The organism is Pseudomonas sp. F2 (assembly GCF_057174385.1).
Map to the genome: position 1 here is coordinate 2528985 of NZ_CM169904.1, position 26915 is coordinate 2555899.

A 26915-nucleotide genomic window follows, 5' to 3' on the forward strand; every position below is an offset into this window, starting at 1 on the left:
TGCCCATGCTTATTTCCCTGCCTCGCCGTCCCCTCCTGCGCACCTTGCTCTTAGGCCTGTGCGCGTGCCTGCTGAGTCCGCTGGCCAGCGCCGATCCGGGCAAACGCCTGCGCATCGGCATCACCCTGCACCCGTACTACAGCTATGTGGCGAACATAGTCGGCGACAAGGCCGAGGTGGTGCCGCTGATTCCCGCCGGTTTCAACCCGCACGCCTACGAGCCACGCGCCGAAGACATCAAGCGCATCAGCGGGCTGGACGTGATCGTGCTCAACGGGGTCGGCCATGACGACTTCGCCGACCGCATGATCGCCGCCAGCGAAACGCCGAACATCAAGACCATCGAAGCCAACGAAAACGTGCCGCTGCTGGCCGCCACCGGAACCGCCGCGCGCGGCGCCGGCAAAGTGGTCAACCCGCATACCTTCCTGTCGATCAGCGCTTCGATAGCCCAGGTCAATAACATCGCCCGCGAGCTGGGCAAACTCGACCCGGACAACGCCAAGGCCTATACCCAGAACGCCCGCGCCTACGGCAAACGCCTGCGGCAGATGCGCGCCGATGCCTTGGCCAAACTGACCGAGGCACCGAACGCCGAACTGCGCGTGGCCACGGTGCATGCGGCTTATGACTACCTGCTGCGCGAATTCGGCCTGGAAGTGACGGCCGTGGTCGAGCCGGCCCACGGCATCGAACCGAGCCCGAGCCAGTTGAAAAAGACCATCGACCAACTGCGCGAGCTCGATGTGAAGGTGATCTTCTCCGAGATGGATTTCCCTTCGACCTACGTCGAAACCATCCAGCGTGAGTCTGGGGTGAAGCTGTACCCGCTGTCGCACATTTCCTACGGCGAATACAGCGCCGACAAGTACGAAAAGGAAATGACCGGCAACCTCGACACCGTGGTGCGGGCGATTCAGGAGTCCGGGGCATGACAGCAAAAGAAACCCTCTCTGACACCCATCAATCCCCTGTGGGAGCGAGCCTGCTCGCGAAGGCGCCGGGTCAGCCAACATCTTTGTCGAATGACACACCGCATTCGCGAGCAGGCTCGCTCCCACAGGGATTGGGGCCGACTCTGGATTTTGCGCAAGTCTCTCTGACGCTCGGGCGCACGACAATCCTCGACAACGTCACCTTTCAAGTGCAACCCGGCCACGTGCACGCCCTGGTCGGCCCCAACGGCGGCGGCAAGAGCTCGCTGATCAAGACCCTGCTCGGGCAGATGCCGCACCAAGGTCAACTGAGCCTGCACTGGCCCGGTCAACCCGGGACCATCGGTTACGTGCCGCAGGCGCTGGAGTTCGATCGAGGCCTGCCGATGACCGTCGACGACTTCATGGCCGCCATGTGTCAGCGCCGGCCGGCGTTTCTCGGCTTGAGCAAGCACTTTGCCAAGGTCATCGGCGAGGCGCTGGAACGGGTCGGCATGCAGGACAAACGCAAGCGGCGCATGGGCGCGTTGTCCGGTGGCGAACGCCAGCGTGTGTTGCTCGCTCAAGGTTTGATCCCGGCCCCGCAATTGCTGGTGCTGGATGAGCCAATGTCAGCGCTCGACGAAGCCGGGATTCAGGTCTTCGAACGCCTGCTCGGCGACTGGCGCGCGGCTGGCATCACCGTGCTGTGGATCGAGCACGATCTGGAAGCGGTCAAGCGTCTGGCCGACCGGGTGACTGGTCTCAACCGCCGCGTGCTGTTCGACGCCACGCCGCAACAGGCGCTGACCCCGGAACGGCTGCTGAGCCTGTTTTCCACCCATCCTCGGAGCGCGGTCTGATGAGTTACGAAGCCTTTCGTTTGATGGTTCAGGGCTGGGCGTCGTCCGGTTACCTGCCGGAAGCGCTGGCCTACGGATTTGTGGTCAACGCGCTGCTCGCCGGGCTGCTGATCGGCCCGGTGCTTGGTGGCCTCGGCACGCTGGTGGTGGTCAAGCGCTTTGCGTTTTTCTCCGAAGCGGTCGGCCATGCGGCGCTGACCGGCGTGGCCATCGGCATTCTGCTCGGCGAACCCTACACCGGGCCGTACGGCAGCCTGTTCGGCTACTGCCTGTTGTTCGGCATCCTGCTCAATTACCTGCGCAACCGCACCGGTCTGGCGCCGGACACCCTGATCGGTGTGTTCCTCTCGGTGTCGCTGGCCTTGGGTGCAAGCCTGCTGCTGATTCTGGCCGGCAAGATCAACGTGCACATTCTGGAGAACGTGCTGTTCGGTTCGGTGCTGACGGTCAACGGCAACGACCTGCTGGTGCTGGCGATTGTCGGCTCGCTGGTCATGGCCCTGGCGTTGCCGCTGTACAACCGGATCATGCTCGCCAGTTTCAACCCGCAACTGGCGGCGGTGCGCGGGGTCGCGGTGAAGACTCTGGATTACCTGTTCGTGATCCTGGTGACGCTGATCACCGTCGCGGCGGTGAAGGTCATCGGCGCGATTCTGGTCGGCGCATTGCTGGTGATTCCGGCGGCGGCAGCACGCTTGCTCAGCCAGTCGCTCAAGGGCTTCTTCTGGTGCTCGGTGCTGATTGCCACCGTCAGCACCCTGTGCGGAATTCTCGCGCCGATCGTCTTCGATCTGCCGATCCCGTCCGGCGCCGCGATCATTCTGGTCGCCGGCATCGCCTTTGCCCTCGCCGCCATTGCGCGCGGGGTTGTTCCGAGTCTGAAAGGGAACCTTGGATAAATGACTTTCTCCCTGCGAAAACTGACCCTGGCCATGACCCTGTGCGGGGTGGTCGGCAGCCCGTTGCTGGCGGCTGAAAACCCTCAACCGCTACGCGTACTGGCCTCGCTGCCCATCACCTACGGCCTCGGCGAAGTGCTGCTCAAAGGCACCGACGTCAGCCTGGAACGCGCGGCCCCGGCCAATCTGCCGGGCAGCCGTCAGACTGCGTACTTCACCGGTCGCGGCGCACCGGCGCTGGGCAAACTGGCAGGCGATGCCGATGCGGTGATCGGCGTGCGCTCGCTGTGGGCGGACGATCCGCTGTACCCGATCGCACGGCGCAGCAACATTCGCATTGTCGAGGTCGACGCAGCACGTCCGGTGGACGGCGCCCTGCCGGGGATCGCTGTGCAGCCGGGGCTGAAGGTCGATGGCTTGAACAGTCAGCCATGGCTGGCGAGCAACAACATGGGACGGATGGCTGACGTGATCGCGGCGGATCTGGTGCGCCTGGCGCCGTCGGCCAAACCGAAGGTCGAGGCCAATCTGGCGGCGCTGAAACAGCGCCTGCTCAAGCTCAGCGCCGACAGCGAAGCGCGTCTGGCCGAGGTCGACAACTTGAGTGTGGTGAGCCTCAGCGATCACTTCGGTTACCTGATCGGCAGCCTGAATCTGGAGCTGATTGGTCAGGATCCAAGGCCGGATGCCGAGTGGACAACCGAGGACTTGAAGAAACTCACGTCGACGCTCAAGGACAATGACGTGGCCGTGGTCCTGCATCATCGCCAGCCGTCCGAGGCGGTGAAAGCGGCGATTGCCGCGTCGGGCAGTCATTTGCTGGTGTTGAGTACCGATGCCGAGGATCCGGTGGCGGAGCTGGAGGGGAATGTGGATTTGTTGCTCAAGGGGTTGAGCGGCGGGCCTTCGGCCTAAGATCAGAAGATCGCAGCCCTCGGCAGCTCCTACACGGGAATATTTACACCCTGTAGGAGCTGCCGAAGGCTGCGATCTTTTGAAGCCCATAAAAAACCCGCTGACTTTCACCAGTCCAGCGGGTTTGTTTTTACCTGTCAGATTACTGAGCAGCCGCCTGCCCTTCCATCTTCTGCCGCAGGCTCAGCGGACGCATGTCGGTCCAGACTTCTTCGATGTAGGCCAGGCATTCCTTCTTCAGGCCGCTCTTGCCCACGGTTCGCCAGCCTTGCGGCACGGCTTTGTAATCCGGCCAGATCGAGTATTGCTCTTCGTGGTTGACCACGACCTGAAAGAGGATGTCCTCGCGGTCGAATACTGACGTCATGCTGGTTCTCCATCGTTGTGAGGGTGGGCTGCAGCCGAGTGCAGCCGGTTATGTAGAAAGAACGTCCGGCGCTGCGAAAAATTTACTCAGCGGCAGTGGCAGCAGCCAAGGCCCGGCCAAATATCTCGGCGACACGGTCGATTTCGGCGGCGGTGATCACCAGCGGCGGCAGGAAGCGCACCACCGCGCCATGCCGGCCGCCCAATTCGAGAATCAGTCCGCGCTTGAGGCATTCGCGCTGCACCAGCGGTGCCAGACGTGCGAACGCGGGTGGATGACCGAGCGCATCCGGTGCGCCGTTCGGATCAACCAACTCGACGCCGAGCATCAAGCCACGCCCGCGAATGTCGCCCAGTTGCGGAAAGTCGCGTTGCAAGATGCGCAGGTGTTCGCCCAGGCGTTCGCCCATGGCGGCAGCGTGTTCGCAGACCCTGTGTTCGAGCAGATAACGCATCACCGCGGAGCCGGCGGCCATCGCCATCTGATTGCCACGGAAGGTGCCAGCGTGGGCGCCCGGCTGCCAGGTGTCGAGCCAGTCGCGATAGACCACCACCGCCAATGGCAGGCTGCCGCCGATGGCTTTGGACAACACCACTACGTCGGGGACGATACCGGCGTGTTCGAAGGCAAACATTTTGCCGGTACGGGCGAAACCGCTCTGGATCTCATCGACGATCAGCGCCACGCCAGCCTTCTCGGTAATCCGGCGCAAACCGCGCAGCCACTCGACGTCAGCCGGAATCACCCCGCCTTCGCCCTGCACCGCCTCGACGATCACCGCTGCTGGCAACTGCACGCCGGCTTCAGGATCGTTGAGCAGGTTTTCCAGATAACTCAGGTTGGCTTTGACCCCGGCTGCGCCGCCGAGACCGAACGGGCAACGGTAGTCGTACGGAAACGGCATGAATTGCACACCGTTGCTGAGCAAGGCGCCCAGCGGCTTTTTCGGCCCCAGGCTGCCCATCAGGCTCAAGGCGCCCTGGCTCATGCCGTGATAACCGCCGGAGAACGACAGAACGGTGCTGCGCCCGGTGGCGGTGCGTACCAGTTTCAGCGCGGCTTCCACCGCATCGGTGCCGGTCGGCCCGCAGAACTGGATTTTCGCCTCGGCCGCGAGTGCCGGCGGCAACAGGCCGAACAGGTCCTGGACGAATTGATCCTTCACTGGCGTCGTCAGGTCGAGGGTGTGCAGCGGTAATTCATCCGCCAATACTTGCTGGATCGCCTCGATCACCACCGGGTGGTTATGCCCCAAGGCCAGCGTGCCAGCGCCGGCCAGACAATCGATGAACGTACGCCCTTCGACATCCTCGACGTACAGGCCCTTGGCGCGTTTGAGGGCCAGCGGAATGCGTCGCGGGTAGCTGCGGGCATTGGACTCCTGCTGGCTCTGCCGGGCCAACAGTGGCGATTCGTTGAACTGGTACAGGGTTTCCGCCGGCGTGGTGGTGATCCGCCCCGACGACTCTTCGATAAGGCTGGTGGCGACTGACATCTCTCGACCCCTCAATACGCTATGGATAGTGACCAAAACAGCACACCGCACAGGTGCGCGTTCCGGTCGCGGGGCGCACATGCAGGTTTTCCTGTTCTGGAAACGCTTAAGCGGGGCGAGGATTTAGACCCTTGATCAAGTTGTCAGCCAGGCAATGCCAACGGCTTGTACAGCGTCACGCGGTGCAAGCCTTGATCGCTGGCGGGTGGCGCCGAATCGCAATAGCCCAGATGTCGATAAAAAGCCGCGCCAATGCGGGTGCTGGCGATGCACGCCTGCGGCACGCCACGAATCCGCAGCCAGCCCTCCAGGTCGCTCATCAGCGCACGTCCTGCGCCACGGCGAAACCATTCCGGCTGCACATGGCAAAAGCCGATATCACCGCTGGCCGTGGCCATGCCGACACCCACCGGTTTGTCCTGCAACAAGGCGATATTCAGGTAGCAACGCGCGTCGGCAAGGTGCGCGCTGATGACGTCGGCAGATTGTCGGCCGATCCAGCGGCTGACCAGTTGCGGGTCGTTGCGGTGTTCCAGCGCACAACCGACGCGAATCGAGCGCTCGATGATGCGACTGATGAGGCCGGCGTCGGCAGGTTTCGCTGGACGAATGCAGATCGGTGCTTGCATGGCGCGTTCCCTCAATCCATTGAGTCAGAGCAGCCCCGACCTTAGCGCCGCGATTGCCAAATCACCAACGCACAGACGTTACATTTGATGTGCCACACCACAAATCCCCTGTAGGAGCTGCCGCAGGCTGCGATCTTTTGATCTTGAAAATCAAGAGACCGCAGCCTGCGGCAGCTCCTACAAGGGGGGAGTGTTTTCAGATGGACTGCAGCGGCATGGTCAGCTCAACGCGCAGCCCATCCGCGCGGCTGTCGAAATGCAGGGTGCAGGCGCAGCGCTGGACAATGGCCTGGACGATGGCCAAGCCCAGACCGCAGCCGGTGCTCTGGCCGTTGCGCCAGAAGCGTTGGGTCAGGTGCTGCAGATCTTCCGCCGCAATCCCCGGGCCGTGGTCGCGCACCACAAAACAGGCGCGCTGGCCGACGGTTTCCAGGCTCAGCTCGACCTCAGCGTCCGCCGGGGTATGGCGCAGAGCGTTGTCGAGCAAATTGCGCAACGCGGCAATCGACAGCACCGCCGGCATTTGCACCGGCGCACTGGAGAGCTGCTTGGGCAAGTGCAGTTTGATGCGCTGACGCTCACCGCCCGCTGCATCCTGCATCGCCAGTTTCGCCACCTGTTCGGCGCTGCACTGCACGCCATCATCGAACGACAGACTGCCCTCGACCCGCGCCAGCAACAGCAGTTGCTCCAGCGTGCGGTGCATGCGGTCGGCGCCCTCCTCGGCCCGCGCCAGCGACTGGTCGCGGGCACTGCCTTCGGTCATGCGGGCCACTTGCAGGTGGGTCTTGATCGCGGTCAGCGGGCTGCGCAATTCATGCGCGGCATCACCGGTCAGGCGACGCTCGCGTTCGATGGTCTTGCCGATGCGCTGAAACAGCTGATTCTGGGTATCGAGCAACGGTTTCAGTTCGCTGGGAAACGACTGCAACTGCAACGGTTCCAGCGAGTCGGCGTTACGCCGCATCAAGGCTTCGCGCAGGCGATTGAGCGGCGCCAGGCCCTGGCCGATGCCCAGCCACAACAGGCACAGACAACCGAGCAACGCCACGCCGACCGGCACCGAGGCCGCCAGCAGGATCGACATGTTCAGCGCTTCGCGTTCGATCTGCCGATCAGCCGTAGTGATCCGCACGTCGCCTCGCGCGAGGGTAAAACTGCGCCACGGCGCGCCATCGATCATCTGGTCATGGAAGCCCATTTTTTCTGCTTCCAGGGTTTGCTCGGGACTGCTGTGACTACGCGCAAGAATCTCCCCGCGCAACGAACTGACCTGACAGGCCATGCCGCCGGGAATGTTCAATTGCTCGGCGCTGAAATGGGTGCCCTCGCCCTTGCTCGGCAGCGCCGGCAGTTGCTCCAGCAGCCCGGCGACCATGCGCGCCGAAGCCACCAGCCGCTGATCGAGGGAAAACATCATTTGATTGCGCAAGTCGCTGAGCATCCAGGCCGCGGCCAGCGCCCAGATCAGGGCAAACGCGGCACCGAGGGTCAGACTCAGGCGCAGACGCAGGCTCATCACTTCTGTTGTTCTCCACCATCGGCCGGCCCAAGGCGATAACCCAGACCGCGCACGGTTTCGACGATGCCCTTGCCGAGTTTGCTGCGCAGGTGGTGGATATGCACGTTGAGGGCGTTGCTCTCCAGTTCATCATTGAAACCGTAGACGCTGTCCTTCAACTGCTCGGTGGACAACACCCGGCCACGGTTGTGCAACAGCGCCTGCAACAGCGATTGCTCGCGGCGCGACAGGTCCACCGGTTGCCCGGCCAGAGTGGTTTCGCGGCTGCTTGGATCGTAGGTCAGCGCACCGTGCTCAATCAGGTTGACGCTGCGCCCGGCGACCCGGCGCAGCAGGGTTTGCAGGCGCGCGAACAATTCACGCAGATCGAAGGGTTTGAGCAGGTAATCGTCAGCCCCGGCTTGCAGGCCGTCGACCCGGTCGGTCACCGAATCGCGCGCAGTCAGGATCAGCACCGGAATTTCCAGGCCCTGCTGACGCAGTTGTTGCAGCAACTTGAGGCCATCTTCGTCGGGCAGGCCAAGATCGAGCACCATCACGTCAAATTCGGCGACCTTGAGCATCGCCCGTGCTTTGGAGGCGGTGTTGACGTGCTCGACCGTCAAGCCTTGGGCTGTCAGGCCGGCGACGATGCCACTGGCGATCAACTCATCGTCTTCGCAAACCAGTACGTGCATGGTGGTTCCCTGAAATAAAAGGCAAGTCGAACAGAACAGGATTAAGCCGCAATTATGGCAGGGCGACAACCAACACGGCAGCGACTCGCTTGTTCGCCAGGTCCGGACTCAAAACTGCCAACAGACCGCTTGCGCAAGAACAACGCTTGATCAACTTGAAAACAAACTAACTGACATGAATTCCAACACCTTCAAACTATACAAAACCACAACTAATAACTAACCTCGCTTTCGCAAGTTGCATACAACTAATCAAAACTTTAAAAACATAAATCAACCTATTAAAGGAACCATGAATGAGCATTACAAAAAACTTCGTAGCCGTTGACTGGCGCACCGGCCCCGACCGCATTTATTTCTTCTTCCCGGAGAAAAACAGTTATTCCCGTTTCGACTTCGAGGATAACAAAGTACTTTCCGGCTTCCCCAAGCCGATGGATGGCAAATGGGAAGGCTTCGACAAGACTGCTGCAGACTTGCGCTTTGGCTTTACCACGACGAACATCCACTGGAACGGTGGCGTCGACACGCTCTGGCTGTTCTATGACGAAGGAACAACACCCTCCGTTTGTGAGTACAGCCAACAAACCGACAAGGCAATCTCGAAAACCCCCATCGCCAAATCAAAGTGGGAAAAAATATTGCCCTACTACGAAAAAATCGTTGGCGTCATGTGGGCTGAAAGCACTGCACAAAGAGAAAGTTACTGGTTCTTGTTGAATGACGGAAACTATCTGATCTACGAAATATACTCAAAGACCCTGGAACTACTACCTCTAAAAGGTTCGCCCTGGGCATCGCTGGAAGAATATAAAAGCCAAATGATGACAGCCGTCACCAATGACTACCCGACGTTCGACACTTACTTTTATGTTTTCCTGAACGACAACCGCTACCTGCGTTATGAACAGAACGCGAAAAAAGTATTTGGCCCGTATACAATCTCCGACTCAACCTGGCCCGGACTGCTGAAGGACTGAGCCACTCGCAGGCACCAGTGAATCGGCGTCGGGTCGCCCATCCGACATCGTGCGGGGCGGTTAATCATCGGTTAATCGCCACCCGCCACTGTGCACCAGACTTGCACAGGGACAAGGCTCCTCCATGCGTCATTTTTTTCTTTTGTTTGCACTGCTGATCTCCAGCCTGGCCCAGGCCGGGAACAATCCATTCGAGACCAAACCGGAGTTTCTGCCGGTCGACAAAGCCTTCGTGCTGACCTCCGAACGCCTTGAATCCGGGGAAACCCAGCTGTTCTGGCAGATCACCGACGGCTATTACCTGTACCAGAAACGCCTGAAATTCGACGGTTTGTCGGCAGAGCAGCAGCCGACGTTGCCCGAGGGCGAGTCGCACAGCGACGAATTCTTCGGTGAACAACCGGTGTATCGCCAAGGGCTGGAGGTGAAAGTCCCGGCCTCGGCCAGCGGTCAGATCAAGGTCAGCTATCAGGGCTGCGCCGATGCCGGCCTGTGTTATCCGCCGCAGACCCGGGTCATCGACCTGGGCGGCAAAGCAACACCAACGGCCAGCGCTGAAGCGCCGGATCAGGCCTTGGCCAGCAGCCTGCAACAACGGGCGCTGGGCTGGAGCCTGCTGGTGTTCTTCGGCCTCGGCCTGCTGCTGGCGTTTACCCCGTGTTCATTGCCGATGCTGCCGATTCTGGCGGGCATGATTGTCGGCAGCGGCGCCACCCCGCGTCGTGGTTTCGCCCTGGCCAGCAGCTATGTGATCTGCATGGCGCTGGTGTATGCCGCGATGGGTGTGATCGCCTCGTTGCTCGGCGCCAACCTGCAGGCGTGGCTGCAAAATCCGTGGCTGCTGGGTGCCTTTGCGGCGATTTTCGTGGTGTTGGCGCTGCCGATGTTCGGCTTCTTCGAATTGCAATTGCCGGTAGCCTTGCGTGATCGCCTCGAACACGCTTCGCGCAGCCGTAACGGCGGCAGCCTGATCGGCGCCGGAGTGCTCGGCGCGTTGTCCGGTCTGCTGGTCGGCCCGTGCATGACCGCACCGCTGGCCGGCGCCTTGCTGTACATCGCGCAGAGCGGTGATGCGCTGCACGGTGGCTTGATTCTGTTCGCGCTGGGCATCGGCATCGGTGTACCGCTGTTGCTGTTGGTGACCGTTGGCAACCGCTTCCTGCCCAAACCCGGGGCATGGATGAACCTGCTCAAGGGCATCTTCGGTTTCCTGTTCCTCGCGACCGCGCTGCTGATGCTGCGCCCGGTGCTGGACTCGTCGCTGTGGCTGGGCCTGTGCGGCGCGCTGTTGCTGATCGCGGCGTTCTGCGCCTGGAAGCAATCGGAAGGCTTCGGCCGCGTCGCCCAAGTGTTCGGCGCCAGTTCGCTGCTGCTCGGTCTGTGGGGCAGCCTGCTGCTGATCGGTGCCGCTGGCGGCAGTGACGACCCGTATCAACCGTTGCAGGTGTACAGCGCCGGTCGGGTCGCCAGCACCACGCCGAGCGGGCATGACGCGTTCACCACGATCAAGGATCCGGCAGCCCTGCAGCGCGAACTGGATAGCGCCAAGGCGCAGGGCCAATGGGTGCTGCTCGATTACTACGCCGACTGGTGCGTGTCGTGCAAAGTCATGGAGAAACAGGTGTTCGGCAAGGACAAGGTCCTGCAGGCGCTGAGCGATGTGCGCCTGCTGCGCCTCGACGTCACTGCCGACAATGCCGCCAGCCGCGAGCTGCTCGGCCGCTACAAAGTCCCGGGGCCACCGAGTTTTGTCTGGATCGGCACCGACGGCGAAGAGCGGCGCAGCCAGCGCATTACCGGCGAAGTCGATGCCGAGACGTTCCTGCAACGCTGGACCACCACCCGAGACGCCAATTAAATGCTGACGTTCACCCTCGGCACCTTTGCCATCGCGCTCAACCACCTGTTGCTGATCAGTGCCTTGGCGCTGGCGACCTTTGTCGGCTGGCGGGTGGCCAAGCGTGGTGGCGATAACCCCGAGTCGGCGCTGTTCAGCCTGTTCCTGCTGGGCATGCTCGCGGCGCGCGTGGCCTTTGTGACCCTGTACTGGGGCCACTATCGCAACGATCCGTGGCAGATCATCGACCTGCGCGACGGCGGTTTCCTCGCCTGGCCGGGGGTGATCGTGCTGCTGCTCGCCGCTCTCTATCGCGGCTGGCGTCGCCCGGGGCTGCGTCGGCCACTGGGTTTTGGCGTGGCCAGTGGCGTAGTGTTCTGGCTGTTGGCGACCCTGTCACTGAATATCTACGAACAAGGCACGCGCCTGCCGGACATCACCCTGCGCAACGCCGCCGGCGAGACCATCCAGCTCAGCGACTATCAGGGCGGCCCGCTGGTGATCAACCTGTGGGCAACCTGGTGCCCGCCGTGCCGGCGCGAGATGCCGGTGCTGGAAAATGCGCAACAACAACGCCCGGACCTGACCTTTCTGTTCGTCAATCAGGCCGAAAGCATGCAAAGCGTTGCGACTTTTCTTGAAACCCAGGGCCTGAGCCTGAACAACGTGCTGTTCGACCGCAGCGGTCGACTCGGCCAGGCCGTGGGTTCCATGGCACTGCCAACTACGCTGTTCTATAGCCCTGACGGTCGCTTGCTGAGCAGCCATCTGGGCGAACTGTCGAACGCCAGTCTCGCCCGCGCCCTGGAAAACTTCGACACCCCGAATCCAACCGCCGCACCGGCCACCTCTGCAAGGAAACTGCCATGCCCCGCCTCCGCCACCTGCTGACGCTGACCCTGGGCACTGCCCTGCTGCACCTGCCGTCGGTGCAGGCTGCCGAAGAATTGCCCGCCGCGATCAAGCAGATCGAAGCCAAGGGCGCAAAAATCGTCGGCCAGTTCGACGCCCCGGACGGCTTGCGCGGCTATGCGGCGCAGTACCAGAACCGTGGCATGGCGCTGTACCTGACGCCGGACGGCCAGCATGTGTTGCTCGGCAATCTGTACGACGCCGACGGCAAGGACTTGAGCAGCGAACCGCTGCAAAAACTGGTCTACGCGCCGATGGCCAAGGAAATCTGGGGCAAGTTCGAAGCGAGCAACTGGATTCAGGACGGCAACAAGGATGCGCCGCGTACCGTGTACCTGTTCAGCGATCCGAACTGCCCGTACTGCAACATGTTCTGGGAACAGGCGCGGCCATGGGTCAAGGCTGGCAAGGTGCAGCTGCGGCATATCATGGTCGGGATCATCCGCGAAGACAGCCCGGCGAAATCCGCTGCGCTGCTGGCCGCGAAAGATCCGGCCAAAGCCCTGGAAGACCATGAGAAGGCCGGCAAGGCCAGCACCCTCAAGCCCTTGAAAGACATTCCCAAAGCGGTGCAGACCAAACTGGCCGCCAACATGCAGTTGATGGAAGACCTGGAGTTGCAGGCGACGCCGGCCATCTTCTACATGGACGACAAGGGTGAGCTGCAACAGCAGCAAGGCGCGCCTTCGCCGGACAAACTGGCGAAGATTCTGGGGCCTAAATAAGCCAGATCAAAAGATCGCAGCCTGCGGCAGGCCCTACATGGGAACGCGTTTTCTGTAGGAGCTGCCGCAGGCTGCGATCATTTTCAATGACGCTCAGCCAAAAAGCCGAGCAACGCCTCGGTGACAAATTCGGGATTCTCCAGACTGGAGATATGCCCCGCCTCCGGCACCAGCACACACGGGCAACCAATCAGCTGCGCCATCTCCTTGGCCTCTGACGGCGGTCGCGGTTTGTCCTGATCGCCGCACAGCACCAGCGTGGTCGCGGCATTCAATTCGCCCAGACGCGGCAGCAGGTCATCCCGACTGAAGGTGATACGCCCCATGGGCACGATGCTTTCGCGCAGGCGGTCCGCAGTGTACGCCGCCAGTTTCGCGCGGAAGTCCTGATACAGCGCCGACTGCGGATCGATGCCCGGGCGGAAGAAGATCGGTACCACGATGTCAAGCAATGGTTCGGAGATCTCGCCGCTGTCCTCGATCTGCTTGAACAGCGAAAAGTAGTACTGGCGGGTGGGTTCCGGCTCCACGCCCACGTACGTATCCATCAGCACCAGGCCATTGAGCCGCTGCGGTGCCGACAAGGCCAGACGTACGCCCCACATACCGCCGACAGACAGTCCGATCAACGTGACCCGGTCGATACCCAGGTGATCGAGCAAGGCCTCGACCTGCCGCGCGATGTCGTCCAGCGACGTGGTGCCTGAAGGTAAACGCCCGGACTCACCATGGCCCCACAAATCCAGCGCAATCACCCGGTAGTGCGGTGACAGTGCAGCGATCTGCGGCGCCCACATGGCCGTGTCCCACAGATAACTGCCCGCCAGCAACACGGCTGGGCCGGTGCCTTGATCAATGTAGTGCAGCGCTTGTCCGTCAACCGTGAAGAAAGGCATCGACCACCCCCGCGATGAAAAAGAGAACCGGCAGACTGAGCTGCCGGTTGTTGATCGTCAACCCTGGATATGTACGTGAATATGCCGGTTTATCGGTGTTGAATGCACTGACGCCATCGCTGACAAGCCAGCTCCCACAGTGATCGAATGTGTACACAAATTATGTGTTCACCATGAAACGTGTGGGAGCTGGCTTGCCAGCGATGGGGCCGGAACAGGCGCTGAAGATTTACAAGCCTTCCAGCTCCGCCATCAGATCATTCAAGCGATCCACCTTGTCCTCGGTCATGTCACTCGCCGCCAGGCCTTCGATGTACTCGGCCAACGCCTGCACCGTGCTGCACTCGAACATCGCCCGCAGCGGCACATCGCGTTGCAGGGTTTTCTGCACACGCGAGGCGATCTGTGTGGCCAGCAATGAATGACCGCCCAGCTCGAAGAAGTTGTCGCGCACCCCGACCTTGTCGACCTTGAGCACTTCGCCCCAGATATCGGCCAAGGTCTGCTCCAGCTCGTTGCGCGGGGCCAGATAATCCTGGCTTTGCAACTGGCCGATCTCCAGCGCCGGCAAGGCCTTGCGGTCGAGTTTGCCGTTGGCGTTGTGCGGCAGCTGATCGAGCCACAACCAGTGCAGCGGCACCATGTATTCCGGCAGTTCGCTGCGCAGGCGTTGCTTGATCCGCTCCAGACGTTCGCTCGGGTTGAGCGCCGAATCCGCCGCGACCAGATAACCGACCAAGTGCTTGCCATTCACGCCTTCCTGCACGCCGACCGCCGCATCGCGGACTTCCGGTTGTTCGTGCAGACGCGCTTCGATTTCACCCAGTTCGATGCGGTAACCGCGAATCTTCACCTGATGGTCAACCCGGCCGACGTACTCCAGCACCCCGTCACTGCGCCGCCGCGCGAGGTCACCGGTGCGATACAGACGCTCGCCCGGCGCGCCGAACGGGTTCGGCACAAACACCGGCGCGGTGCGCAACGGATCGCTGACGTAACCGCGACCGACGCCGGTCCCGGCCACGCACAACTCACCCACCGCGCCCAGCGGCACCAGTTCCAGCGCGCCATCGACCAGGTACAGCAAGTTGTTGTCGGTCGGTGTCCCGATCGGCAAATAGCTGCCGCGGGTCGAAGCCAGATCGACGCGGAAGAACGCCACGTCATCGGAGCATTCCGCCGGGCCGTAAGCATTGACCAGACCGATGTCCGGATAACGCAGCAGCCACTGATGCGCCAGTTCCGGCGGCATCGCTTCACCGGTCGGCAGCATCCAGCGCAGGCCGTCGAGGCTCAGGCGATCGGAGGCGAGCATGCCCTGAATCAGCGAAGGAACGCTCTCCAGCACGCTGATGCCCTGCGCTTGCACATGCACCAGCAAGCCTTGCGGATCGTGGGCGATGACGTTCGGCACGATGTCCACCCGCGCGCCAAACAACGGCGCAGCGAGGAACTGCCAGACCGAAATATCGAAGCTTTGCGAAGCGGTCTGCGCGATCACGTCGGCGTCCGTCAGTTGCAGGTACGGCACCTTGCTCAACTGGTTGTTGAGCATGCCGTGCTGCTCGACCATCACGCCTTTTGGCAACCCGGTCGAACCCGAGGTGTAGATCACGTAAGCCAGGTTATCCGGGCCACTGTAGATTCCCGGGTTGTGCAGCGATGTCGCCAGCGCCTGCACGTCTTCCCAGACCAACAGCCGTGGACGGTTGGCGCAGCTGAAATCATCGAGCAAGGTCTGCGCCTGTTCGCGGCAGGCGTCGCTGCACACCAGCACGGGCGTGCGGCTCAGCTCGATGATCCGCTGCAGACGTTGGCTCGGCAGGCCCGGATCCAGCGGCAGGTAACCGGCACCGGCCTTGAAGCTGCCGACGATCATCCCCAGCAGATCCAGATTGCGCTCGCTCAGCAGCGCCACCGGTTGATCCATCTGCACCCCGGCCGCAACCAGCGCATGACCGAGACGGTTGGCGTTCTGGTTCAGCTCGGCATAGCTCAGTTGCTGATCGAGGCAACTGGCGGCAATGCGTTGCGGATGTTGCGCGACCTGCGCTTCGAACAGCGCCACGTAGCTGTGCTCCAGCGGATAGTCGTGCGCGCTCTGATTGCAGCCGTGCAGCAGGAAGTCCTGTTCCTCGGCACCCAGCAGCGGCAGTTCGGCCATGTCGCCATGGAAACCATCGACCAGTGCCAGCAACAGACGCTTGAACTCGCCGAGCATGCGTTCGATGGTCGACTCGTCGAAGTAACGCTGGTCGTAAGACAGGTGCAGACCGAGGTCATCGCCCGGGTAGCACACCGCCGTCAGCGGGAAGTTAGTGTGGGTCCGACCGGAGTCCGACGTCGCGTTGAGGCTCTGTGCACGGTCCAGCACCGAGACTTCCACCGGGGCGTTCTCGAACACGAACAGGCTGTCGAACAGCGGCTGGCCTTTCGGCAGTTCGCTCTGTTCCTGAATGTTCACCAGCGGCAGGTATTCGTACTCGCGCAGCTGCATGTTGCTGTCGAGCAGTCCGCTCAACCACTGACGCACACTGGCGCGTTGGTCGTCCGCCGGGATCTGCACTCGCAGCGCAATGCTGTTGATGAACAGGCCGACGGTGCGTTGCATCTCCGGCAACTCCACCGGGCGCCCGGCCACGGTCACGCCGAACAGCACGTCGCGATCACCGCTCAGGCGGCGCAGCACCAAGGCCCATGCCGCCTGGGCGAAGGTGTTGATGGTCAGTTGATAGGTCTGGGCCAGCTCGCGCAGACGGACGCCATCTTCAACGTTGAGACGGGTATAGCAGTCACCAACAATCATGCCGCCGCTTTCGCCTGCGTGTTCGCGCAGGAACGGCCGGTCGCTCGGGATCGGCGTGGTGCGTTCGAAACCTTGCAGGTTCTGCTGCCACCACTGACGTGCCTCGACCAGGCTCTGGCGTTGCAGCCAGCCGATGTAGTCGCGGTAACGCGGCGGCACCGACAATTGTGCTTCACGACCTTCACCGAGGGCGGTGTAGATCTCGAAGAAATCGTTCATCAGCAGCGAGCGGCACCAGGCATCGATGAGGATGTGGTGGTTGCTCATCATGAACCAGTAGCGCGCCGCGCCAACCTTGATCAGGCGCAGGTGGAACGGTGCCTGATTGAGCAGATCGAACCCGGCCTCGCGCTCGCTTTTCAGCAGCGCCTGCAGCTTCGGTTCTTGCTCGTCCTCGGCAATGTCACACCAGTCCAGGTACTCGATCGGCGTGCGCCCCGGGGTGTGGATCACTTGCAACATGTCCTCGCCGACGTTCCAGCAGAACGATGCACGCAACGCTTCATGACGGGCGACCACCGCTTGCCAGGCCTGGGCGAAACGCTCGGGATCAAGCTCACTGTTGATGCGGTAGCGATCCTGCATGTAGTACAGACCGGTACCCGGTTCGAGCAAGGTGTGCAGCAACATGCCTTCCTGCATCGGCGTCAGCGGGTAGACATCTTCGATGTGCGCCGCTGGCACCGGCAGGGCATCGAGTTGCGCCTGGGTCAGTTTCGCCAGCGGGAAGTCCGACGGTGTCAGGCCGCCGGCCTCCTCCTGCAGGCAATGTTCGATCAGGCTTTGCAGCTCGCCGAGGTAAGCGTCGGCCAGGTCATTGATGGTCTGCGCGTCATAACGCTCGGCACTGAAGGTCCAGCGCAGCAACAGTTCACCGCCATACACCTGACTGTCGATGCTCAGCTCGTTGGGCAGCGGCGCCTGCGGATCGTGGGCTGCACCGACCGGCTCATCCAGCGGACGGAACAGCGCATCGCTGGCGAAACTCTGGTCGAACTGGCCGAGGTAGTTGAAGGTCACCGGTGCGTTCGGCAGCGCCGCCATGCTGCGCTGGCTGAGGTCATCGGCCAGATAACGCAGCACGCCATAACCGAGGCCTTTGTGCGGCACCGCGCGCAGTTGCTCCTTGATCGCCTTGATCGAAGCGCCCTGCCCGGCCGCTTCTTCGATGTTGTGCGGAGTCAGGCGCACTGGATAGGCGCTGGTGAACCAACCGACGGTGCGGGTCAGGTCGATCTCGTCAAACAGGGTTTCGCGGCCGTGGCCTTCCAGTTGAATCAATGCCGACGGCTGCCCGCTCCAGCGGCACAGCACGCGGGCCAGCGCGGTCAACAGCAGATCGTTGACTTGCGTGCGGTAGGCGCGCGGCGTCTGCTGCAGCAATTGTCGGGTACGCTCGGCATCCAGGCGTACGCTGACGGTTTGCGCGTGATGATTCTGCTGTCCGCCCTGCGGGTTTTCGCACGGCAGCTCGGCGTTCGGGCCGGCCAGTTGGGTTTGCCACCAGTTCAATTCTTCACGCAACGATTCGCTGCCGGCATAGGCCTGCAAACGTGCGGCCCAATCCTTGAAGGCACTGGTTTTCGCCGGCAGTTGTACTGACTGTTCGGCGTCGAGCTGGCGATACACAGTTTGCAGGTCGTCAAGCAGCACCCGCCACGAGACACCGTCGACCACCAGGTGATGGATCGCAATGAACAGGCGTTGCTGACCTTCGGGCCCGTCCACCAGCAAGGCGCGCAGCAGCGGGCCATTTTGCAGATCGAGACTGCGCTGGGCATCGGCAAACAAGGCTGCGCACTTGTCCATCGCCGCCACCCGCACCTGCCACAACACCTCGGCGTCGGACACCGGTTGATGCGTGGCCTGCCATTGATCGTTGACCTGGGTGAAACGCAGACGCAGGGCGTCGTGCTGCTCGATCACCGCCAGCAGCGCCTGTTCCAGACGATGCGGTTCCAGTGCCACGCTCGGCTCCAGCAGCAGCGCCTGGTTCCAGTGCTGACGCTCAGGAATTTCAGTGTCGAAGAACCAGTGCTGAATCGGCGTCATGGCCGACTCACCGAGCACCAGTCCCTGCTCGGCAGTGACTTGCTCACTGCGGCTGGCGACGGCGGCCAGGGTCTGCACCGTCTGATGCTGGAACAGATCCCGCGGGCTGAAATGAATGCCTTGCTGCCGCGCCCGGCTGACCACTTGAATCGACAGGATCGAGTCGCCACCGAGCTCAAAGAAGTTGTCGTTGAGACCGACCTGCTCGACGTTGAGCACCTCGCACCAGATCTGTGCCAGGGTCTGCTCCAACTCGCTGCTCGGCGCGACGTAATGCTGACGATTCAGCTCGGGATCCGGCGCCGGCAAGGCGCGACGGTCGAGTTTGCCATTGGCGGTCAGCGGCATGCTCGCCAGCAGGATCAGGTGCGTCGGCACCATGTAGTCCGGCAATTGCGCTTTGAGGTGTGACTTCAGTGCTTCGCGTAGTTCGGCCTGGTGGGTTTCACTTTGTTCGGCGACATCGGTGACGAGGTAGCCCACCAGTTGCTTGCCGCTCGGCGCATCCAGCGCCAGCACTACCGCTTCGCGGATCGAAGCGTGATCGAGCAGCCGGGTTTCGATCTCGCCCAGCTCGATGCGGAAACCACGGATTTTCACCTGATGGTCGATCCGCCCCAGATATTCCACCAGCCCGTCGGCACGCTGGCGCACCAGGTCGCCGGTGCGGTACATGCGTCCGCCATCGGCGGCAAACGGATCAGCCACGAAACGCTCGGCGCTAATGCCCGGACGGTCGTGATAACCCTGCGCCAGACCGGCACCGCCGACGAACAATTCACCGGTCGCGCCTTGCGGGACCAACGCCAGATCGGCGTCGAGAATGTACGCCACGCGGTCACCGATCACGCTGCCGATCGGCACGCTGCCGGCACCCTCTCCCAGCACTTCCGGTGCCAGACTGGCGAGTGGCATGACCACCGTTTCAGTCGGGCCATAGGCGTTGAAGAACAGGCTCGGCTTGAACGCAGCGCGAATCCGTTGCAGGTGTTCGCCGGTCAGCGCCTCGCCGCCGGTGATGATCATCCGCACCGGCAGAATTTCCTTCTGCGTGGCGAGGAACTGCGCCAGCTGACTGCCGTAGCTCGGGGTGAAGCCAAGCACTTTGATCCGGTGGGTGCGGATCAAGTTGCAGATTTCTTCCGCGTCCCACTGCCCTTGCGCCCGCAGCACCACGTGCGCGCCGCTGAGCAGCGGCACCAGCAGACGCTCGGTAGCGGCGTCGAAGTTGATTGAATAGAAGTGCAGTTCGCAGTCGTCCGGACGCATGCCGAAACGCTCGATCACCGCCTGGCAATGCATGGCGATTTCACCGTGCGACACCACCACGCCTTTCGGCTGGCCGGTCGAACCCGAGGTGTAAATCAGATAGGCCTGATGCTGCGGCAGGCTGATGAATGGCAGCTCGCTGGCCGGGTAATCCGCCAGCGCCGCGCTGTCATCCTCCAGGCACCAGCGCGCCATGCTCGGCGGCAAATCGCCAAGGGCGTTGAACATCGCCCGGTCGCTGAGCAGCAGACCGATGCGGCTGTCTTCGATCATGTAATGCAGACGGTCGAGCGGGTATTCCGGGTCCAGCGGCACATAAGCGCCACCGGCCTTGAGAATCGCCAGCAGGCCGACGACCATTTCCAGCGAGCGCTCCAGCGCCAGACCGACCCGCACCTGCGGACCGACCCCACGCTCGCGCAGGGCCCAGGCCAGGCGATTGGCGCGGGCATCGAGTTCGGCGTAGCTCAACGTCTGCCCGGCGAACGTCAGCGCCGGGGCGTCTTTGCGCGCCAGCGCCTGCTCGGCGAACAGGTGATGGATGCATTGATCGAGACGCCGTTCGCCCGGTTCGACACCGAGGCTGTCGAGCAGGTGTTGCTGCTCAGCCGGGTCGAGCAGCGGCAACTGGCTCAGACGCTGTTGCGGATCGGCGATCAACGCTTCCAGCAGATTGCGCCAATGCCGGGCCATGCGCGCGATGGTCGGTTCGTCGAACAGGTCGGTGCTGTACGTCAGGCAGCAGCCGAGGCGATGATCAAGGTCGGTGACTTCCAGGTTGAGGTCGAACTTGGTCGCCCGTGCATCGTTGGCCAAGTACTCGACGGTCATCCCGGCGAGCATCCGGCTCTGCTGGAATTCCCAGCGCTGCACGTTGCACATCACCTGGAACAACGGGTTGTACGCCGCGCTGCGTGGTGGTTGCAGCGCTTCGACCAGATGATCGAACGGCAGGTCCTGATGCGACTGGCCCTCGATCACGGTGTGGCGCACTTGCTCGAACAGTTCGCCGACCGACATCTGGCCGTCGAGCTGGCAACGCAGCACCTGGGTATTGAGGAATGCGCCGATCAGCCCTTCGCTTTCCGGACGAATCCGGTTGGCCACCGGCGCGCCGATGCGCAGGTTCGTCTGGCCGCTGTAGCGGTAGAGCAAGGTGGCGAGCGCAGCGGTCATGGTCATGAACAGGGTCAGACCGTTTTGCGCGTTGAACGCACGGACGCGGGCGGCGAGGTCATCACTGAGATCAAAACGGAACAACTCGCCCTGATGGCTTTGCACCGGCGGACGCGGACGGTCGCCGGGCAGTTCCAGCAACGGATGTTCGCGACCGAGTTGCGCGGTCCAGTAGTCGAGCTGGCGCTGACGCTCACCGGACTCCAGCCAGTTGCGCTGCCACACGCTGTAATCGAGGTATTGCACCGGCAACGGTTCAAGCGGCGAATCGCGCTCATCGACAAAGGCTTCGTACAGCGCGCTGAGTTCGCGGGCAAAAATGTCCATCGCCCAGCCTTCAGTGACGATGTGGTGCAGGGTCAGGACAAAGTAATGCTCGTGTTCGGCGGTCTTGACCAGGCAGGCGCGCAGCAGCGGGCCGCTTTCCAGGTCGAACGGCAGATGCGCTTCTTCGTCGGCCAGTTGCTGGACTTTCTGTTCGCGCTGGTCAGCCGGCAGTTTCGAGAAATCCTGCCAGCCCATGCGCACGCCGGTCTCGGCATGCACCTGCTGACGGGCCACGCCATCGACGCTCGGGAACGTGGTGCGCAGGGTTTCGTGGCGCAGGATCAACGCCTGCAACGCCGCCTCGAAATGCTCGACATGCAACACGCCGCGCAAGCGCGCCATGCCGCCGACGTTGTACGCCGGGCTGTCCGGCTCCATCTGCCAGAGGAACCACATGCGTTGTTGCGAATAGGACAGCGGCACCGCTTGGCGGCGGTCGACTTTGGCAATCGGCGGCTGTTGGTTGGTCTGGCCGCTGGCCTGGATCAGGCGGATCTGTTCGGCGAAATCACCGAGTTCGCTGTGTTCGAACAAGGCGCGCAGCGGCAACTCGACGTCACAGGCCTGACGACTGCGCGAGATGATTTGTGTGGCCAGCAACGAGTGCCCGCCGAGGGCGAAGAAATCGTCGCGCAGACCGATCCGTGGCAGACCCAGCACTTCACGCCAGATCGCGGCGATCTGTTGCTCCAGCTCAGTGACCGGTTCGACGTGCTCACGCACTTGCCACTGCGGCTCAGGCAAGGCGCGTCGGTCGAGTTTGCCGCTCGGGCTCAGGGGCATTGCGTCCAGACGCAGCAGTTGCGCCGGGACCATGTATTCCGGCAGCTCGGCGGCCAGTGCAGTTTTCAGGCGGGCGATCTGTGCGTCCTGATCTTCGCCGGCATCGACAGCGGTGAAGTAGCCGATCAGTTGCGCGCCGGCTGCGGTTTCGCGCACCAGCACCACGGCCTGGGCGACGCCGTTCTGAGCCAGCAGACGCGCTTCGATTTCTTCCGGCTCGACGCGGAAACCACGCAGTTTGACCTGCTGATCAAGACGGCCGAGGTATTCGATCACGCCATCAGCAGTCCAGCGTGCACGGTCACCGGTGCGATACAGACGTGCGCCCTGCTCGCCCAGTGGATCGACCACAAAGCGCTCGGCCGTCAGCGCCGGACGACCGAGGTAACCCCGGGCCAGACCGATGCCGCTGATGCACAGTTCACCCGGCACGCCGGCCGGCACAGGATTGAGCTCGGCGTCGAGCACGCGACAGGTCACGTTGCCCAGCGGCCGGCCAATCGGCGAGCGTTCGCCATCGGCACTGGTGCAGTGCCAATGAGTGACGTTGATCGCGGTTTCGGTTGGGCCATAACGGTTGTGCAATTGCACCGCCGGCAGTTGCGCCAGCACGCGGTTGCGCAGGTCCGCCGGCAGCGCTTCACCACCGGAGAACACCCGGCGCAGGCTGGTGCATTCGGCGCTCAGCGGTTCGTCGATGAACAACGAAAGCAGCGGCGGTACGAAGTGCAGCGTGGTCACGCCATATTCTTGAACAAGCTGCGCGATACGATGCGGATCGCGGTGCTCACCGGGGGCGGCGATCAGCAGGCGCGCACCAGTGATCAGCGGCCAGAAGCATTCCCACACCGACACGTCGAAACTGATCGGCGCCTTTTGCATCAGCACGTCGCTGTCGTTCAGGCGATAGCTGTGCTGCATCCACTGCAGCCGTTCGGCCAATGCGGCGTGGGTGTTGCCGACGCCTTTCGGTTGCCCGGTGGACCCGGAGGTGTAAATCACGTAGGCGAGGTTGTCGCCGTGCAGGTGCAGACCGGGTGCCTGGCTCGGCCAGTTTTCCAGGTGCAACGCGTCCATGGCGATCACGCTGACACCGTCACTGGCCGGCAGACGCTCGAGCAAGGCAGTCTGGGTCAGCAGCAGTTCGACGCCGCTGTCGCTGAGCATGTAGGCCAGACGTTCGGCCGGGTAATCCGGATCCAGCGGCACGTAAGCGCCACCGGCCTTGATGATCGCCAGCAGGCCGATCAGCAGTTGCGGCGAACGCTCGGCAGCGATCGCCACGCACACATCCGGGCCCACACCTTTGTCGCGCAGGTAGTGCGCGAGACGGTTGGCCCGGGCGTGCAATTCGGCGAAATCGAGACTGCCACCGTCCCACACCAGCGCGGTGCGTTCCGGGGTCTGCCGCGCCTGTTCGTTGAGCAACTCCGGCAGCCAGTGTTGCGCCGGGGTGCAGGGGGCGATGCTCCACGCTTGTTGCTGTTCGTGCTCGCACGGCGTCAGCAGTTGCAGGTCGCCGATCGCCTGTTGCGGGTGTTCGCACACACTGCGCAGCAGGTTGCTGAAGTGTTCGGCCAGACGCTCGATGGTCGCCGCGTCGAACAGTTCATCGGCGTAGTCGAAGGACAAGGTCAGGCGTCCGTTGCGATTTTCTTCGCTGTGCAGTTGCAGGTCGAACTTGGCTTCGCGGCTGTGCCACGGCAGCTCTTCGGCGAGCAGACCCGGCAGACGCTTGAGCGCACTCAGGTCGCGTTGCTGGTGGTTGAACATGACCTGAAACAGTCCCTGTTCGCGAGCCTGCGGGAACGCTTCGAGCAGTTGTTCGAACGGCAGATCCTGATGGGCCTGAGCCCCCAGCGCAGCCTCGCGGGTCTGCGCCAGCAACTCGACAAACGACAGCCGTGAATCAACCTCGGCACGCAGCACCTGGGTGTTGATGAAGAAGCCGATCAGGCCTTGGGTTTCCAGGCGCGGGCGGTTGGCATTGGGGATGCCGATGCGGATATCGCGTTGACCGCTGTAGCGGTGCAACAGGCTCTGGAACGCCGAGAGCAACAGCATGAATGGCGTCGATTGATGCGCCTGCGCAGTCTGCTTGATCGCATCGCTGAGGCTGACACCGAGGCGCACGCTGTGGCGCGCGGCGCTGTGCAATTGCTTGGCCGAGCGCGGGCGATCGGTGGCCAGTTCCAGCACCGGATGGTCGTCGCCCAGCCGGGCTTTCCAGTACGCCAGTTGCCGCTCGGCCTCGCCTTGCGCCAGCCATTGGCGCTGCCAGCTGCCGTAGTCGGCGTATCGGGTGGGCAGCGGCGCGAGTTCGGCGCGCTGACCTTGGGATGCCGCAGCGTACAGGCGCGAGAATTCATCGATCAGCACGTTCAGCGACCAGCCGTCGGCGATGATGTGGTGCAGCGTCACCAGCAACTGGTGATCTTCGTCGTCGAGGCGCACCAGCGTCACCCACAGCAGCGGGCCTTTTTCCAGATCGAACTGAGTGCGCGCTTCGTCTTCGCGGATCTGTTGCGCGCGGGCTTCACGCTCGTGCACTGGCAAGTCGCTGAGGTCAATCAGTTGCAGATTGAATTCAGGCGCCGCCTCGACCTGTTGCAGCGCCACACCGTCACGTTCGAAAAAGCGCGTGCGCAGCGATTCGTGGCGTTCGATCAATTGCTGGAAGCTGGCGCGCAACGCCTCTTCGTCCAGCTCGCCACGCAGACGCAGGGCGCCGGGAATGTTGTAGGCGCTGCTGTGCGGATCGAGTTGCCAGGTGATCCACAGACGGTTTTGCGCCAGCGATTGCGGCAGTGCTTCGTTGCGCGACAACGGGGTGATTGCGCCTTGAGCACTGCCGCCATCCTGTTGCTGTTGCGCCACGGCAGCGGCGAACGCGGACAGGGTCGGCGCCTCGAACAGCAGACGCAGGCTCAGCTCCAGTGCCAGCTCTTCACGGACTCGGGCAATCACTTGCGTGGCGGCAATCGAGTTGCCGCCGAGCAGGAAAAAGTGGTCGTCGGCGTTGACCTGTTTGAGATTGAGTTGCTCGGCCCAGAGCTTGCCGATCAAGGCTTCCAGCTCGGAGGTGGACGCGGTCGACTCGCGGGTTTCAGCGGTGGCCGGTGGGAACGTCGCGTAGCTGTCGAGGCTGCCATCGGCCAGACGCGTGCGGCACGCCGAGCGTTGCAGCTTGCCGCTGGACGTCTTCGGCAGCGCGCCCGGGTTGAGCAGCACCACCACGCTCGGCGCTTCCTGACAGGCCTCGGCCACCGCTTGGCGAATGGCTTTGATCAGCGCTTCGGGCGGCAGGATTTTTTGCACGCTGCGGCTGATTTCCGCCGCGATGCCAATGCCTTCTTCACCGCCCTGAGTGACCGCGAATGCCGCGACGCGACCTTTGCGCACCACTTCCACTTCACGCTCGACGGTTTGCTCGATGTCCTGCGGATAGAGATTGTGACCACGCACGATCAACATGTCTTTCAGGCGCCCGGTGATGAACAGTTCAGCGTCGCGGATGAAGCCCAGATCGCCAGTGCGCAGCCAGGTGCGACCGGCGTGCTGGACGAAGGTCCTGGCGCTGGCCTCGGGGTTGCGCCAGTAGCCGTGAGCGATGCTCGGCCCGGCGGCCCAGACTTCACCGACGAAGTTGTCAGCTCGTTCTTTGAGCGTGACCGGGTCGGCAATCAGCACCGCGTGATCAGGCTGGCTGATGCCACAACTCATGATCGCGCTGCCGTCGCCCGGCTCGGCACGATTTTGCGCCAGCGCTTGATCGTCCACGCGTAACGCAGGAATACCGGTGCCACGCGGTGTGCCGGCAACGAACAGGGTCGCTTCGGCCAAACCATAGGACGCCATGAAGCTGTCTTCGCTGAAGCCGCACGGGGTGAACTTCTCGGCGAAGCGCTCGAGGGTGTCGAGACGGATCGGTTCGGAACCGGAATAGGCCACGCGCCAGCGGCTCAGGTCGAGTCGTTCCAGTGCCGATTCGCTGACCCGCTCGCTGCACAAACGATAGGCGAAATCCGGCCCGCCGCTGATGGTGCCGCCGTATTGGCTGATCGCTTCAAGCCAGCGCAACGGGCGACCGAGGAAGTACGCCGGCGACATCAGGATGCACGGCACGCCGCTGAAAATCGGCTGCAGTAATCCGCCGATCAGGCCCATGTCGTGGTACAGCGGCAGCCAGCTGACGATCACGTCGTCGGGGTTCACGTCGATGCCGAAACCGTGGCGAATCAGCAGCTCGTTGGCCACCAGATTGCCGTGGCTGACCTGCACGCCTTTGGGCAACGCGGTGGAGCCGGAGGTGTATTGCAGGAAGGCGATGTGGTCCTGCGGCAGGGTCGGCTCAATCCAGTTCTCGGCCAGCGTGTTGTCGAGCGTATCGACGCACAGCAACGGCGGCGCCCCTTCGATGTGTTGCAAGGCATCGCGCAGGTCGGCGCTGGTCAGCAGCAAACGCGGTTCGGCATCGGCAATGATCGACAGCAGGCGTTCCTGATGATGACGACGGGCGGACTCCGGCGGATAGGCCGGCACCGCGATCACCCCGGCGTACAGGCAACCGAAAAACGCCGCGACGTAATCCGCGCCGCTGGGGAACAGCAGCACCGCGCGATCACCGAACTCAGCCTGGGCCTGCAATGCGGCAGCAATGGTGCGCGCGCGTTGATCCAGTTCGCGGTAACTGAGCACCACGCCCTGCTCCTCGATTTCGGCGAGAAAGCGCAGGGCCAGGCGCTCCGGCGTGTGTGCCGCACGGCGCTGGAGGGCTTGGACCAGAGTGCTGGGGAGTTCGAACGCGTCGGTCATGAGGTTTCCTGCCTGAATTCGGCTTGCTAGTGGAATCGGGTTGCTGCGTCACGCCA

Annotated in this window: 15 protein-coding genes; 8 read left to right on the forward strand and 7 right to left on the reverse strand. The window is 62.7% G+C overall.

Features of this window, described 5'->3' with window-relative positions:
* Window positions 1-5 precede the first annotated feature (5 nt).
* The 4 genes from AC193Q_RS11225 to AC193Q_RS11240 are packed head-to-tail and all read left to right on the forward strand — an operon-like array spanning window position 6 to window position 3591.
* Entirely contained in the window at window positions 6-935 is a 930-nt protein-coding gene (locus tag AC193Q_RS11225; RefSeq protein WP_121186455.1) for a metal ABC transporter substrate-binding protein, read from the forward strand.
* Complete coding sequence (locus AC193Q_RS11230; protein WP_121186457.1) at window positions 932-1777, forward strand: metal ABC transporter ATP-binding protein; 846 nt, start codon at window positions 932-934, stop codon at window positions 1775-1777. The genes AC193Q_RS11225 and AC193Q_RS11230 overlap by 4 nt, the downstream gene beginning before the upstream one ends.
* On the forward strand, window positions 1777-2676 hold the full coding sequence (locus tag AC193Q_RS11235) for a metal ABC transporter permease (protein WP_003226663.1): 900 nt from the start codon (window positions 1777-1779) through the stop codon (window positions 2674-2676). Before AC193Q_RS11230 ends, AC193Q_RS11235 begins: the two co-directional genes overlap by 1 nt.
* Complete coding sequence (locus tag AC193Q_RS11240) at window positions 2677-3591, forward strand: metal ABC transporter solute-binding protein, Zn/Mn family (protein ID WP_121186459.1); 915 nt, start codon at window positions 2677-2679, stop codon at window positions 3589-3591.
* A 142-nt stretch (window positions 3592-3733) separates the two neighbouring features.
* On the opposite strand, the gene AC193Q_RS11245 is transcribed toward AC193Q_RS11240, so the two are convergent.
* The 5 genes from AC193Q_RS11245 to AC193Q_RS11265 all read right to left on the reverse strand — a co-directional run bounded on the left by AC193Q_RS11245 (window position 3734) and on the right by AC193Q_RS11265 (window position 8281).
* Entirely contained in the window at window positions 3734-3958 is a 225-nt protein-coding gene (locus tag AC193Q_RS11245; RefSeq protein ID WP_016985437.1) for an MbtH family protein, read from the reverse strand.
* Between the two features lie 82 nt (window positions 3959-4040).
* Window positions 4041-5453 carry a diaminobutyrate--2-oxoglutarate transaminase gene (locus tag AC193Q_RS11250; RefSeq protein WP_483879545.1) on the reverse strand — a complete coding sequence of 471 codons (1413 nt, stop codon included), beginning with the start codon at window positions 5451-5453 and terminating at the stop codon, window positions 4041-4043.
* A 143-nt stretch (window positions 5454-5596) separates the two neighbouring features.
* Window positions 5597-6082 carry a GNAT family N-acetyltransferase gene (locus tag AC193Q_RS11255; RefSeq protein ID WP_121186464.1) on the reverse strand — a complete coding sequence of 162 codons (486 nt, stop codon included), beginning with the start codon at window positions 6080-6082 and terminating at the stop codon, window positions 5597-5599.
* A gap of 196 nt (window positions 6083-6278) precedes the next feature.
* Window positions 6279-7601, reverse strand: coding sequence for an ATP-binding protein (locus AC193Q_RS11260; protein ID WP_121186466.1), 1323 nt, complete (start codon window positions 7599-7601; stop codon window positions 6279-6281).
* Complete coding sequence (locus tag AC193Q_RS11265; RefSeq protein ID WP_007969056.1) at window positions 7601-8281, reverse strand: response regulator; 681 nt, start codon at window positions 8279-8281, stop codon at window positions 7601-7603. Before AC193Q_RS11265 ends, AC193Q_RS11260 begins: the two co-directional genes overlap by 1 nt.
* 296 nt (window positions 8282-8577) lie before the next feature.
* Between AC193Q_RS11265 and AC193Q_RS11270 the strand changes: the two genes are divergently transcribed.
* The 4 genes from AC193Q_RS11270 to dsbG all read left to right on the forward strand — a co-directional run bounded on the left by AC193Q_RS11270 (window position 8578) and on the right by dsbG (window position 12735).
* Window positions 8578-9261 (forward strand): hypothetical protein, encoded by a 684-nt coding sequence (locus AC193Q_RS11270; RefSeq protein ID WP_121186468.1) that lies wholly within the window; start codon window positions 8578-8580, stop codon window positions 9259-9261.
* Between the two features lie 124 nt (window positions 9262-9385).
* Entirely contained in the window at window positions 9386-11119 is a 1734-nt protein-coding gene (gene dsbD, locus AC193Q_RS11275) for a protein-disulfide reductase DsbD (protein ID WP_121186470.1), read from the forward strand.
* Window positions 11120-11989: a TlpA disulfide reductase family protein gene (locus AC193Q_RS11280; RefSeq protein WP_041069703.1), complete on the forward strand. Its 870-nt coding sequence runs from the start codon at window positions 11120-11122 to the stop codon at window positions 11987-11989. It abuts the gene before it with no gap.
* Window positions 11965-12735, forward strand: coding sequence for a thiol:disulfide interchange protein DsbG (gene dsbG / locus AC193Q_RS11285; protein ID WP_095668687.1), 771 nt, complete (start codon window positions 11965-11967; stop codon window positions 12733-12735). Before AC193Q_RS11280 ends, dsbG begins: the two co-directional genes overlap by 25 nt.
* Window positions 12736-12818: 83 nt before the next feature.
* Here the strand turns inward: dsbG and AC193Q_RS11290 are convergent, their stop codons facing one another.
* Both AC193Q_RS11290 and AC193Q_RS11295 read right to left on the reverse strand, forming a co-directional pair.
* Window positions 12819-13631, reverse strand: a complete 813-nt coding sequence (locus AC193Q_RS11290) for an alpha/beta fold hydrolase (RefSeq protein ID WP_315438420.1) — start codon at window positions 13629-13631, stop codon at window positions 12819-12821.
* Between the two features lie 229 nt (window positions 13632-13860).
* Window positions 13861-26859 carry a non-ribosomal peptide synthetase gene (locus AC193Q_RS11295; RefSeq protein ID WP_121186474.1) on the reverse strand — a complete coding sequence of 4333 codons (12999 nt, stop codon included), beginning with the start codon at window positions 26857-26859 and terminating at the stop codon, window positions 13861-13863.
* Window positions 26860-26915 lie beyond the last annotated feature (56 nt).